This window comes from Clostridium sp. 16K-1-R1, assembly GCF_023921145.1.
Lineage (GTDB): Bacteria > Bacillota > Clostridia > Clostridiales > Clostridiaceae > Sarcina > Sarcina perfringens.
Genome location: NZ_CP046515.1, coordinates 2,265,511 through 2,277,124 on the forward strand (window position 1 = coordinate 2,265,511; position 11,614 = coordinate 2,277,124).

General features: G+C 30.8%; 12 protein-coding genes. All 12 read right to left on the reverse strand.

The genetic code is table 11. The features are described from left to right. Window positions 1-91: 91 nt before the first annotated feature. The gene (gene sigK / locus GOM42_RS09945; RefSeq protein WP_003451260.1) at window positions 92-793 is read right to left on the reverse strand and encodes an RNA polymerase sporulation sigma factor SigK; all 702 of its coding nucleotides are present in this window, start codon (window positions 791-793) and stop codon (window positions 92-94) included. Between the two features lie 62 nt (window positions 794-855). Beyond that, the gene (locus GOM42_RS09950) at window positions 856-2,523 is read right to left on the reverse strand and encodes a penicillin-binding transpeptidase domain-containing protein (protein WP_003459704.1); all 1,668 of its coding nucleotides are present in this window, start codon (window positions 2,521-2,523) and stop codon (window positions 856-858) included. Between the two features lie 112 nt (window positions 2,524-2,635). Continuing rightward, a complete protein-coding gene (gene udk / locus GOM42_RS09955; protein WP_003459577.1) occupies window positions 2,636-3,262 on the reverse strand; it encodes a uridine kinase in 627 nt (208 codons plus the stop codon). After that, window positions 3,262-4,491 carry a U32 family peptidase gene (locus tag GOM42_RS09960; RefSeq protein WP_003459619.1) on the reverse strand — a complete coding sequence of 410 codons (1,230 nt, stop codon included), beginning with the start codon at window positions 4,489-4,491 and terminating at the stop codon, window positions 3,262-3,264. The genes udk and GOM42_RS09960 overlap by 1 nt, the downstream gene beginning before the upstream one ends. A gap of 5 nt (window positions 4,492-4,496) precedes the next feature. Beyond that, entirely contained in the window at window positions 4,497-5,141 is a 645-nt protein-coding gene (locus GOM42_RS09965) for an O-methyltransferase (protein ID WP_003459682.1), read from the reverse strand. Between the two features lie 15 nt (window positions 5,142-5,156). Next, window positions 5,157-6,185, reverse strand: coding sequence for an endolytic transglycosylase MltG (gene mltG / locus GOM42_RS09970; protein ID WP_003451288.1), 1,029 nt, complete (start codon window positions 6,183-6,185; stop codon window positions 5,157-5,159). A gap of 142 nt (window positions 6,186-6,327) precedes the next feature. Continuing rightward, window positions 6,328-8,160, reverse strand: coding sequence for a translational GTPase TypA (gene typA, locus GOM42_RS09975; RefSeq protein WP_003459575.1), 1,833 nt, complete (start codon window positions 8,158-8,160; stop codon window positions 6,328-6,330). Window positions 8,161-8,316: 156 nt separating this feature from the next. Further along, window positions 8,317-9,984, reverse strand: coding sequence for a ribonuclease J (locus GOM42_RS09980; protein WP_003459637.1), 1,668 nt, complete (start codon window positions 9,982-9,984; stop codon window positions 8,317-8,319). 70 nt (window positions 9,985-10,054) lie between these two features. Continuing rightward, entirely contained in the window at window positions 10,055-10,507 is a 453-nt protein-coding gene (locus GOM42_RS09985) for a Fur family transcriptional regulator (protein WP_003451087.1), read from the reverse strand. Between the two features lie 20 nt (window positions 10,508-10,527). After that, window positions 10,528-10,782, reverse strand: a complete 255-nt coding sequence (locus tag GOM42_RS09990; protein WP_003459598.1) for a DUF1292 domain-containing protein — start codon at window positions 10,780-10,782, stop codon at window positions 10,528-10,530. A 15-nt stretch (window positions 10,783-10,797) separates the two neighbouring features. After that, on the reverse strand, window positions 10,798-11,211 hold the full coding sequence (gene ruvX / locus GOM42_RS09995) for a Holliday junction resolvase RuvX (protein WP_003459573.1): 414 nt from the start codon (window positions 11,209-11,211) through the stop codon (window positions 10,798-10,800). A gap of 47 nt (window positions 11,212-11,258) precedes the next feature. Beyond that, the gene (locus GOM42_RS10000; RefSeq protein ID WP_003451703.1) at window positions 11,259-11,516 is read right to left on the reverse strand and encodes an IreB family regulatory phosphoprotein; all 258 of its coding nucleotides are present in this window, start codon (window positions 11,514-11,516) and stop codon (window positions 11,259-11,261) included. Between the last annotated feature and the right edge of the window lie 98 nt (window positions 11,517-11,614).

Sequence of the window (11,614 nt, forward strand, 5' to 3'; positions counted from 1 at the left end):
TATCGTATAATAAATATTATAAACCATATGATATATCAATTCCATAATTTTATAAAACTTATTTTTTTTTATACAATTTATTAAGTATCATTTAACATTTAAATTCCTTATTTAATTTTTTTAATGCCTTTTTTTCTATTCTAGATACATATGATCTTGATATACCAAGAATTCCCGCTATTTCCCTCTGTGTTTTTATATCACCATCTAAAAGACCATATCTCATTTGAATTATCTCTTTCTCCCTAGGACTTAAAACATCTGACATCTTTTTATAAAGTTCCTTAACCTGTAATGAATTTTCAACAGCCTCTAATACCGAATCAGAGTCACTACTTAAAATATCTATGAGACAAATTTCATTACCTTCCTTATCTACTCCTATAGGATCTTGAAGGAATACTTCTCCCTTTGTCTTCTTAGTATTCCTAAAAAACATAAGTATTTCATTGTCTATACATTTAGCTGCATATGTTGCAAGTCGTATTCCCTTGTTAGTGTCAAAAGAATCTATAGCCTTTATTAAACCTATTGTTCCTATAGATATTAAATCATCCATTTCTTTTGAGTTTTGGTAATTTGAAGAATATTTCTTAACTATATGTGCTACTAGTCTTAAATTCCGCTCAACTAGTACTCTTTTTGCCTCAACATCTCCATCTTTTAATCTTTCTAAATAGATTTTTTCTTCCTTCTCATTTAAAGGCTTTGGAAAAGTAGAATTTCCTGTTACATAGCCAGTTAAAAATATTTTACTACCAACTAATTCTAATAAGTATTGTAACATGAACATGTCGTTCCCCCTATTAATGCTTATTACTATAATATGAGTTGATAGTTAAAATATTGCTAAATCTATTTATTTTTTGTAAGTTCTAAAACTATATCTCTGAAAATAGGACCTGCAGTATTTCCACCTCCTGGTTTTCTATCTTCATAAACATTTTTTATATTTGGCACCATAACTCCTAAAGTATAGTACTTTTCTCCATGTTTAAAATATCCTAAAAACCATCCATGTAATTCTCCACCTAGAGCTTCAGCAGTTCCAGTTTTAGCTCCTATCTCAATTCCTTCAATTTTAGTTATATTTGCAGTTCCTTCTAAAACCGTTGAGTTCATTACACTTTTTAAGTCCTCAGCTGTCTTCTTAGAGATTACATTTTTTCTTAACTCCTTAAATTCTTTTTTTACCTCTCCTTTTTGATTTTCAAAATCTTTTAATATATATGGCTCTACGTATTCCCCTTCATTAACAACAGTAGATATTATACCTGCCATTTGAATTAAACTAGTTTGCATAGATTGGCCTATAGAAAGATTTGTTATACTAACATTTTCAGGGACATCTCCCTTAGTCTCCATTCCTGTTTTTTCATCTAATCCTAAAGCTAAAGAAAAAACTCCTTGTTCCTTTGCAAAATCTAATAATCCCCTAGTTCCTATTTGAGCTCCTAATTTAGAAAAAACATCATTACATGAAACCTCAAAAGCTTCTTTAATACTTATTGTTCCATGTATTTTTTCCTTTTTACATACTAATCCATCACATCTTAATTTATCAGAAAGGCTAATCTCCTTTTCTTCCATAGCAGCCTCTAAAGTTAAAATTTTAAATATTGACCCTGCCTCATAACCATTAATGCTACCTGAACCTAAAACAACGTTTGGAGCTGATTCATCCTTTTGAGCTAAGGCTAATACTTCACCGCTATCACTATCAATAAGTACTGCTCCTGCATTTTTAAAAGTTTTATAATCTTCCTTAGCTAAAACATCTCTAACTATTTTTTGAAATTTATTGTCCAAAGTTAACTTAACATTTAGATTATCCTCTGGAATGTCATATTGTCCTTCTCCATATAATCCTTCATGATCCCTTTCAAAAATAATTTTAGGATCTTTATTATTTTCTAACTCCTTATTTATTACCATTTCTAGAGATTTTTCTGATTTATCAACCTCTTTTGTCTCTACTTTTTTATCCTTATTCTCTACTAAAGCAAAACCCTTAGTAGAAGTTACCATATTCTCTATTTTCCAATTATCATCTTTTTTCTTTTCCTGTGCCTTATAAGTATAAATTCCTTTTATATTTTTCAAACTATTTATCTTATCAAAACTTTCCTGTGAAACATCATAATATAATTTCCCTCCACTTTTTACTACATTATCAAAAGAAAAATCCTTATCTTCAGATTGCATAATATAATTAAAGGCCATTATATTCTCTAAGTTTTGATTTAAATTATTTAATCTAAAAGCCATAGAATCTATAACAACTTTGTATTTAGTCTCATATTGAAATATGCTTTCTCCCTCTCTATCTAAAAGTGAATAATTAAGGTCAGAAATATTTTCATATTGTTTGTGATTTCCTTTGAAATTTCCTGTTTCTTTTGTACTATACTTTTTCTGCACATAATAAATCCTCATGTCAAGTAATAGTAAAGCTAATAACAATAAAGAAACTAAGCTTATTAATCTATTTTTAATTTCAATTTTTCTTTTTCTGTTAAACATAAAAACACCCCTCCTGGCTAAATTCTAGCCAAGTTAGGGGTGTTTTATTCAATAAGAAATAATTGCTTCTATCTCTTATTTAAGTAAAATCGTAATATACCTTTTTAAGATATTATTCGTATTTTCCTAAAACCTCTTTTATTTTTGCAACAATAATATCTATAGCAACTTTATTATGTCCACCTTCTGGTATTATTATATCAGCAAATTTCTTTGTAGGTTCTGTAAATTGATTATGCATAGGCTTTACTACATTTAAGTACTGATTTATAACAGACTCCATAGTTCTTCCTCTTTCATTTATGTCTCTGACCATTCTTCTTATGATTCTAACATCAGCATCTGTATCAACGTAAATCTTTATATCTAGAAGTTCTCTTATTCTTGGATCTTCTAGTATTAATATTCCTTCTACAATAACAATTTCTTTTGGCTCAACCTTAGTTGTATCTTCAATTCTATTATGTATAGAGAAGTCATAACTAGGTTTTTGTATAGAATGTCCATTTAAAAGTGATTCTAAATGTGAAACTAAAAGATTGTTATCAAAAGCATTTGGATGATCGTAGTTAGTTTTAACTCTATCCTCCATTGATAAATGGCTTTGATCCTTATAATATGAATCTTGCTCTATCATTGCTATACAATCTTCACCAAATTGTCTATATATCTCCTTAGCTATTGTACTTTTACCTGAGCCAGTGCCTCCTGTTATTCCTATAAAAATTGGTCTCTTCATTAGCTGTTTGCCTCCTTGCACTTAATTAACATATCATTTACCTTTACAGGCTTATCTATTTTAACCTTGAATATCATTTGAGCTTTGTTAGCAACATCTATTTTTTCGTCTTTTTCATCCTTCATATCATTCATTTGGATTTCATAGTAATCTCCTACTGGAGTTAATACCTCTACTGTATCCCCTTCGAATAATCTGTTTCTTTGTTCTATAGTTGCTACCTTAGTTTCTTCGTTATAATCTCTAACAACTCCTACGATATCATAATCTCTTATATAAGATGATGATTCATAAACTTGCTCTCCTGATTTTCCAAAGTAAAATCCTGTGTGATATCTTCTATGACTAACCTTTAAAAGATTATCCATTAATTTTTGATCAAATTCATATCCTTCTGGATCATCCCAATACTTATCTAAAGCTTCTCTGTAAGCTTTAACAATTGCAGCAACATAGTATGGGCTCTTCATTCTTCCTTCTATTTTAAATGAGTATATACCACTCTTAACAAGCTCTGGTATATATTCTATCATACATAAATCCTTAGAGTTCATTATGTATGTACCTTTATCATCTTCTATAACTTGGAAATACTCTCCAGGTCTCTTTTCTTCCATTAAATAATACTTATATCTACATGCTTGTGAACAAGCTCCTCTATTTGAGTCTCTTCCTGTCATGTAGTTTGATATTAAACATCTTCCTGAGTATGCCATACACATTGAACCATGAACAAATGCTTCTAAATCACAATCTTCTGGTAAATTCTCATGTATTTTTTCAATTTCTTTAAAACTAAGCTCTCTAGCTAAAACAATTCTCTTAACTCCTAAGCTATGCCAAAACTTAGCTGACTTCCAGTTTACATTGTTTGCTTGAGTACTTAAGTGTATTTCTAAATCTGGTGCAACTTCCTTTGCAGTCATTATTATTGATGGATCTGAAACTATTATTGCATCTACATTTAAATCATTAAGTCCTACAATGTATTCTTCTAATCCTTCTAAATCTGCATTGTGAGGAAATACATTCATAGTAACATAAACTTTTCTTCCTCTATCATGAGCATACTTTACACCTTCTGCAATCTGTTCATTTGTAAAGTTATCAGCGAAAGCTCTTAGGTTAAGTTTACTTCCTCCAATATAAACTGCATCTGCTCCAAAATCAATTGCTGTCTTTAATTTTTCTAAGCTACCTGCTGGTGCTAATATTTCTGGTTTTCTCATGTTTGCTACCTCCTCTTAGTTAACGCAATTCCATCTCCCATAGGAATAACAGTTGTTATTAAATTTTCATCCTTTGAGACCATATCCAAATACTTTCTCATTCTCTTAACAATAGTTATTTTTCTTCTCTTCACTAAGTCATCAGAAGCAACCATTCCTCTAAACAAAACATTATCTGCTATTATAATTCCATCTTTTTTTAAAAGTCTTAAACATTCTGGTAAAAAATGATTATAATGTCCTTTACCTGCATCCATGAATATCATATCAAATTCATCATGAAGACTCTCTAAAACTTCTAAACAATCTCCCTGTAAAATATTGATTTTTTCCTCTAATCCAAATTTTTTAATATTCTCTTTAGCATAATTTATCATATTATCATCTCTCTCGATTGTAGTAATATGACATTCTCCACCACAAGCTTTGTTCATAAGTATTGAAGAATAACCTATAGCTGTGCCTAATTCTAATATTTTCTTTGGTTTATTCATAGATACCATAAACTCAAGGAACTTAGCACCTTCCTTTTGTATTATTGGCACCTTATTTTCTTTTGCAAAATCTTCTAGTTCTTTTAATTCGTCATTTCTATCTGGAATAAGATCTCTAAGATACTTTTCCATATATTCAAAGGTTACTCCACTCATTTGCTCCTCCAAATTTTAGTATCCAAATTCTTTCTTCTTAGCTAGGAAATCTTCGTAATTATTAGTAAAATAGTGCTTATTATTTGATGGATTCAATAAATAATATATGTAGTCTGTTTTAGCTGGTTTTATGGCAGCTAAAAGTGAAGGTTTTCCAGGATTACATATTGGCCCCACTGGAAGTCCTTTAATCTTATATGTATTATATGGTGAATCCACTTTTAAGTCTTTATAAAGCACAGTATCTTTATGCTCTCCTAAAGCATATAAAACTGTAGCATCGATTTGTAAAGGCATACCTTTTTGTAGTCTGTTATATATAACAGATGCTATTTCTGCACGCTCACTATCATCCCTAGCCTCTTTTTCAACCATTGAAGCTACTATTACATATTTCTCATACTCTTCCTTTGGAATAGTAATGCCTAGTTCACTTTGTATCTCACTAATTACCCCTTCAAACCTGTTAAGCATCATTTCAATTATTTGTTTTGGTGTTGTGCCTTTAGGAATAGCATATGTGTCTGGAAATAAAAATCCTTCTAACTCATATTTTCTTTCATTATTAGGTTTTATATAAGATGGTAATGGATACTCTTTTACTACTTTTAAAAACTCATCTTTTGTGCATACCTTAGATTCTTCCAATTTCTTAGCTATATCCTCTACAGTGTATCCCTCTGGAAATGTTACCTTATAATCTGATACTTTCCCATCAGTTAGTACACTTAAAAAATCATTAAAACTTATGTCACTATTCACAGTATATGTACCTGGTTTTATACTTTCTTCTACGTTATTAAACTTTATATATATCTTAGAAAAAAAGGAACTTCTAAGTACATTTTCATTGTTTAATCGTTCAAAAAGTCCATTTAGTGACTCTCCTTCTTTAACTTTAAAGGTTATATCAGCTTTATTAGATTGTAAAGGGCTTCGCTTTATGGAGTTATATTTAACTACAAATACAGCTAAGTTAATCACAAGTAAAATTATGAATATGGATATCAAAACCATACTTTTAGAGTTTTTTAGCCTTTTCACAGTAGTACCCCCTCATATTTTAAGATAAATGGCCATAAAGCCATTTATCTAATTATAAATCTTTTTCTCATAAAAACAAACTTGTTTTACTAATTTTTGTTTATGTACCCAAAGTTATAAAATAAAATTATAAGAAAATTTATTATTTTTTACTTCTATTTATAGCTCTCTTTCTCTCAGCACTGTCTAAGATTCTCTTTCTCATTCTTACATTTACTGGAGTAACTTCAACTAATTCATCATTGTTTATGAATTCTAAACATTGCTCTAATGACATTTGTCTTACTGGAGTTAATTTTAAAGCATCATCAGCTCCAGATGATCTTGTATTAGTTAATTGTTTTTTCTTACAAATATTAACGTCTATGTCATCTGCTCTTGAACATTCTCCACAAACCATTCCAGCATAAACCTCTGTACCTGGCTCTATGAATAAAGTTCCTCTTTCTTGAGCATTAAATAATCCATATGTAACTGCTTCTCCTGATTCAAATACTACGATTGATCCTCTACTTCTTCCTGGGATCTCTCCTTTGTATTTTTCAAATCCATCAAATACATGGTTCATTATTCCGTTACCTTTTGTATCTGTCATGAATTCATTTCTAAATCCTATAAGTCCTCTTGCAGGTATTTTGAACTCTAATCTTGAGTATCCATTAACCGCTGAAGTCATATTTACCATTTCAGCTTTTCTAGGTCCTAATTTTTCCATAACAGGTCCCATAAATTCTTCTGGAACGTCTATAGTTAAGTGCTCTATTGGTTCAACCTTAACACCATTTTCATCTATTTTTGTTATAACGTTTGGCTTAGAAACTTGGAATTCATATCCTTCTCTTCTCATTGTTTCTATAAGTATTGAAAGATGTAGCTCTCCTCTACCACTTACTTCGAAACAATCTGGAGTTATTTCTTTAACTTTTAAACTTACGTTAGTTTCTAATTCTTTTAATAATCTATCTCTTAAATGTCTTGAAGTTACGAAATCCCCTTCTCTACCAGCAAATGGTGAGTCATTAACCATAAAGTTCATGTTTAATGTAGGCTCGTCTATTTTAACAAATGGTAATCCTTCTGGATTTTGTGCATCTGTTATAGTTTCTCCAATATTTACGTCAGATATACCACTTATTGCAACTATATCTCCTAATTGAGCTTCATCAACCTCTATTCTCTTTAATCCATCATGAGTATAAAGACTTGATATTTTGAATTTAGTTACTGTTCCATCTTGTCTTACAACAGCAGCTTGTTGGTTTTTCTTAGCTATTCCTCTAGTTATTTTACCTATAGCTATTTTACCAACATATTCACTTGAATCTAAAGTTGTAACTAACATTTGTAAACTGTCTTCTATAGATCCCTTTGGTGATTCAACTTTTTCGATTATAGTATCGAATAAATCTTTCATGTTATCTTTTGGCTCATCTATGTTAATTGTAGCTACTCCATCTCTAGCTGAAGCATAAACTATTGGGAAATCTAATTGCTCATCATCTGCACCAAGCTCTAAGAATAATTCAAATATTTCATCAATAACTTCTTCTGGTCTAGCATCTGGTTTATCTATTTTGTTTATAACAACTATTGGTTTTAATCCTAACTCAAGAGCTTTTCTTAAAACGAATTTTGTTTGAGGCATAGCCCCTTCATATGAGTCTACTACAAGTAAAACACTTTCTACCATTTTAAGTACACGTTCAACCTCTCCTCCGAAGTCAGCGTGTCCTGGTGTATCTATTATATTTATTTTAACTCCGTTATAATGAACTGCTGTATTTTTTGAAAGTATTGTAATACCTCTTTCTTTTTCTAAGTCATTTGAGTCCATTACTCTCTCTTCTACTTTTTCGTTTGTTCTAAAAACGTTACTTTGTCTTAATAATGCGTCCACTAAAGTTGTTTTACCATGGTCAACGTGAGCGATTATAGCTATATTTCTAATATCATTTCTTGTAAATTCGTTACTCATTATATTTATTCCTCCAATTTTATGTGCATAAAAAATTGGATACTATTTAAGTACCCAATTTTCTTTACCTTATTAGATTCTACTGTTAAGCTTTAAAAAAGTCAACACAACATTTTTTACTTAAACAGTTACATTCTACATTATCATCTAATTTTTTTATATTTCCATTATTATTGGTAATATCATTGGTTTTCTCTTAGTTTTTTCATAAAGGAAACTTCTAAGGCCATCTCTTATGTTAGATTTCATAGTAGCCCAGTCACAGATTCCTTTCTTTTCACAATCTCTTAAAACGTCTTTTACTATCTCTTTAGCTTCATCCATTAAGTCTTCTGATTCTCTTACGTAAACAAAACCTCTTGATATAATATCTGGTCCTGCTACCACTGAAGCAGTTTCTTTTGAAATAGTAACAACTACTGTAAGAATTCCGTCTTGTGAAAGATGTTTTCTATCTCTTAAAACTATGTTTCCTACATCACCAACTCCAAGTCCATCAACAAAAATTTGTCCTGAAGTAACAGATCCATTCTTTTTGATTGAATCTCTAGTGATTTCTATAACATCTCCATTTTCAGCTATCATAAAATTCTTTTCTGATAGTCCAACATCAACAGCTAACTCTGCATGCTGTTTAAGGTGTCTATACTCACCATGAACTGGTATAAAGAATTTAGGCTTAACAAGAGCTTGCATAAGTTTTAATTCCTCTTGGCAAGCATGACCTGAAACATGGACATCTGCTAGTTTTCCATACACTACTTCTGCTCCCTTTTTGAAAAGTTGATTAATAACCTTAGAAACTAACTTCTCATTACCAGGTATTGGTGTTGCAGATAGTATTACTGTATCTCCCTCAATGATATTAACTTTTTTATGCTCTGAAGATGCCATTCTAGCTAATGCTGACATTGGCTCTCCTTGGCTTCCTGTAGTTATTATAGTCACTTGCTCATTTGGATATTTGTTTATAGAATCTATGCTAACAAAAGAATCCTTATCTATTGTTAAATATCCTAGTTCTATGGCAACCTGAACTATATTTTCCATACTTCTTCCTGAAACAGCAATCTTTCTTCCTGTCATTTCTGCAGCTTCAACAATTTGCTGTATTCTATGAATATTTGAAGCAAATGTAGCTATTATTATTCTTCCCTTTGCTCCAACAAATATTTTTTTAAGATTTTCTCCTACAGCTCTTTCTGACATTGTATATCCTGGTCTCTCTACATTAGTAGAGTCAGCCATCATTGCAAGAACTCCTTTTCTTCCTAATTCTGCAAATCTAGCAAAATCCATTACCTCTCCGTCAGTTGGAGTATAGTCTACTTTAAAATCACCAGTATGAAGTACAACTCCTAGTGGTGTATGCACTGCTATAGCAACTGAATCTGCTATACTATGATTAGTTTTTACAAATTCAACAGATGATGATTTTAATTTTATAATATCTCTTGGTTTAACTCTTATAAGCTCTGTGGTGCTTAATAAACCATGTTCTTTTAGTTTAGTTTCAACTATTCCTAAAGTAAGTTTTGTTCCATAAACAGGTACATTTAAATTTTTTAACACATATGGTAAAGCACCAATATGATCTTCATGACCATGAGTTAAAAATATTCCTCTAACTTTTTCTGCATTTTTAACAAGATATGATACGTCTGGAATAACTATATCAATACCAAACATATCTTCGTCTGGGAACTTAAGTCCACAGTCGACTACAATTATATCGTCTTTAAATTCGATAACAGTTAGATTCTTACCTATCTCGTTCAAACCACCTAAAGGTATAATTTTAACCTTTAGCTTTTCACGTTTCATATTTTCCCTCCTCTTTTTTGTAGTAGTACGCTTATGTATAAAAGAGGTTTCCTCATTTGAGAAAATTTCTCTATTCATTTTTACAATCCTTGCATATTCCGAAAAACTTTACTGTATGATCTAATATTTCAAAGCCATATTTAGTTTCAATCTCTTCTTCTAGTTCGTCTAATAAATCCGCTTCAACCTCAAAAACTTTTCCACATTTATTACAAACTAGATGATGGTGTCTATGCTCTTCATCGTCATGAGCAAGTTCATATCTACTGCATCCATCTTCTAAATCTAACTTATAGATTACACCCATCTCTTCTAGAAGAATTATTGTTCTATATACGGTAGCTAATCCAATCTCTGGACAACTTTTCTTAACCTCGTCATAAATTTCCTCAGCAGTTAAGTGTTTACCCTCATTTTGTATTATAGTATCAACTATAGCTCTTCTCTGAGGTGTTAACTTATAACCCTTCTTCTTTAATTCTTCTTTTAAAGCATCAAAATCTACTGAAGCTGTATTTGCCATATTAAAACCTCACTTTACCGTTATTCTTCTTCTGCGAATAAAGTTGCATAAGCTTCTTCTATCATTTCAATTTCAAAATCATTCTCAACTGGAGCTAAAGTCTCTTCTCCATCTTCGTCTTGAACAACTTGCATAGCTATAACTACGTCTTCCTCACCTTCTGGTGATAATAAGAAATATTCTTTTTCTTCGATATCTAATTTAGTTACTACGTTGAATGTTGTTTCTATTCCTTCTTCATCAACTAAAACTATTGGTTGTAAATCGTTATTCATTTTAACTTCTCCTTTTTATTTCGATATTCTGTCTAAGTATCCTTGTAATATATAAGTAGCCGCTATTTTATCGACTATTTTTTTTCTTTTCGCTCTTGATAAATCCGCTTCTAGCATTGCTCTATGAGCAGCAACTGTTGTAAGTCTTTCATCCCAAAACTCTATTTTACCATCAAATGATTTTTCAATTTGTTCACATAAATTTTTAACCATTTCTCCAGATGGTCCTATTGTTCCATTCATATTTTTTGGCATACCTGCAACTATAGTTTCTACTCCATACTCTTTGCATATTTTCATGACTGCCTCTACGTCTTTAGTGTAGCAATCTCTTTTTATAGTTGTTACACCTTGAGCTGTCCATCCAAGTGGATCACTTACTGCAACTCCTATAGTTTTACTTCCGATATCTAAACCTAAAATTCTCATTGAATCTCCTTACATAAACGAAAGAGTACCCTTTCGGGCACTCTTTGTTATTTTATCTCTAGATAAGATTTTATAACTTCTTCAAGTATTTCATCTCTTTCCAGTTTCCTTACTAAAGCTCTTGCCCCGTTGTAATTAGTGATGTAAGTAGGGTCACCTGAAATTAAGTATCCAACTAGCTGATTAACCGGGTTATAGCCTTTTTCCTTTAGTGAGTTGTATACATCAGTTAATATTGATTTAGTTAAATCTTCCTTATTTTTACTAAAATCAAACTGCATTGTGTGGTCAAAATTGTTACTCATAACATGCTGCTTACTAGCAGCTCACCCCCTTACAGTAAATATATTTTAATTTATATATTTACATATATTATTATCTTTTAAATTAGTTTTTATTCACG

Coding starts and splice junctions, on each gene's coding strand:
- sigK (WP_003451260.1), bottom strand. CDS start 793: ATGTTCATGTTACAATACTTATTAGAATTAGTTGGTAGTAAAATATTT.
- GOM42_RS09950 (WP_003459704.1), bottom strand. CDS start 2,523: ATGTTTAACAGAAAAAGAAAAATTGAAATTAAAAATAGATTAATAAGC.
- udk (WP_003459577.1), bottom strand. CDS start 3,262: ATGAAGAGACCAATTTTTATAGGAATAACAGGAGGCACTGGCTCAGGT.
- GOM42_RS09960 (WP_003459619.1), bottom strand. CDS start 4,491: ATGAGAAAACCAGAAATATTAGCACCAGCAGGTAGCTTAGAAAAATTA.
- GOM42_RS09965 (WP_003459682.1), bottom strand. CDS start 5,141: ATGAGTGGAGTAACCTTTGAATATATGGAAAAGTATCTTAGAGATCTT.
- typA (WP_003459575.1), bottom strand. CDS start 8,160: ATGAGTAACGAATTTACAAGAAATGATATTAGAAATATAGCTATAATC.
- GOM42_RS09980 (WP_003459637.1), bottom strand. CDS start 9,984: ATGAAACGTGAAAAGCTAAAGGTTAAAATTATACCTTTAGGTGGTTTG.
- GOM42_RS09985 (WP_003451087.1), bottom strand. CDS start 10,507: ATGGCAAATACAGCTTCAGTAGATTTTGATGCTTTAAAAGAAGAATTA.
- GOM42_RS09990 (WP_003459598.1), bottom strand. CDS start 10,782: ATGAATAACGATTTACAACCAATAGTTTTAGTTGATGAAGAAGGAATA.
- ruvX (WP_003459573.1), bottom strand. CDS start 11,211: ATGAGAATTTTAGGTTTAGATATCGGAAGTAAAACTATAGGAGTTGCA.
- GOM42_RS10000 (WP_003451703.1), bottom strand. CDS start 11,516: ATGAGTAACAATTTTGACCACACAATGCAGTTTGATTTTAGTAAAAAT.